Here is a 1038-nt window from a genome sequence, read left to right on the forward strand (position 1 = left end):
TGTGAAGTTGCAAGAGGTTATTTCGGTTGGTTGAGAGTCTGGACATTGGTGCTTTGCCGCCGATACCTTGGTGCGGGCGGTGCCAGTTGTAGTGGTGGTTCCACTGATGGAGCATTTCGGCGCGCTCGTCGGAATTCTTGTAGACGAAGCCGTAGGCCCATTCACGCAGTGCTGACTGAATGAAGCGCTCGGCCTTGCCGTTAGTTTGTGGACGGTAGGGCCGTGTGTAGCGATGCTTTAGTTGCAGCGCTGTGCAGACGCGACTGAAACTCCTGGATCGGAAGGCCGAGCCGTTATCGCTCAACAGCGCCTTGGGTATGGCCCCGAGTGAGCAGTAATAGGCATAGGCGTTGGCCAGGAAGCGACAAGCGCTCTCCTGCGACTCGTCCGGATGCAGTTCGGTGTACGCAATGCGTGCATGGTCATCGACGGCGACAAACAACACTTCCCAGCCGGCGCCGCGGCTACGATCACGTCGATTGCCTGTGGCACGATGTCCAGTTTTTTCTATGCGGCCCAGTTTCTTCGTATCGATGTGAATCAGGTCACCCGGCCGCTCGTGTTCATAGCGCTGCACCGGTTCGGCCGGCTCCAGGTCCGATAGCCGCGCCAGGCCGGCTCGGGTAAGCACTCTGCTGACCGTTGCCTTCGACAGCGACAGATACTGAGCAATACGTGCTTGCGTCATGCGCTTCTTGCGCAGTTCCAGGATGGTCAGCGCCTTGGCGCCATCAATGGCACGCGGACTGCATGCCGGACGGGATGAGCGGTCGGCTAGTGCCGCACGTCCGCCGGCCAGGAAGCGGCCCACCCACTTGCGTACCGTGGCTGCGCTCACGTCATACAGCTGTGCAGCCTGGCTGGCAGACAAACCACCTTTGATTACGTCTTCGACCATTTCGACTCGACGCATAAACGTCAATCGGGCATTCTTATGGATGTTCATTCGGTTGGCTTCTTTGAGAACTGGGGGTTTGGCGATTTCCAGTTTCTCAAATCCAATCCGAATGAACCAGAACAACCTATTGAAACATCACA

1 protein-coding gene is annotated in these 1038 nt (G+C 57.4%); it reads right to left on the bottom strand.

Annotated elements, in window-relative coordinates; translation table 11 throughout:
- Nucleotides 1-946: IS481 family transposase (locus NCCP691_RS21210; protein ID WP_220810562.1), on the bottom strand; the 946-nt coding region annotated here is incomplete at its 3' end.
- Between the last annotated feature and the right edge of the window lie 92 nt (nucleotides 947-1038).

Source organism: Noviherbaspirillum aridicola, from assembly GCF_019656455.1.
Classification (GTDB): Bacteria; Pseudomonadota; Gammaproteobacteria; order Burkholderiales; family Burkholderiaceae_D; genus Noviherbaspirillum; species Noviherbaspirillum aridicola.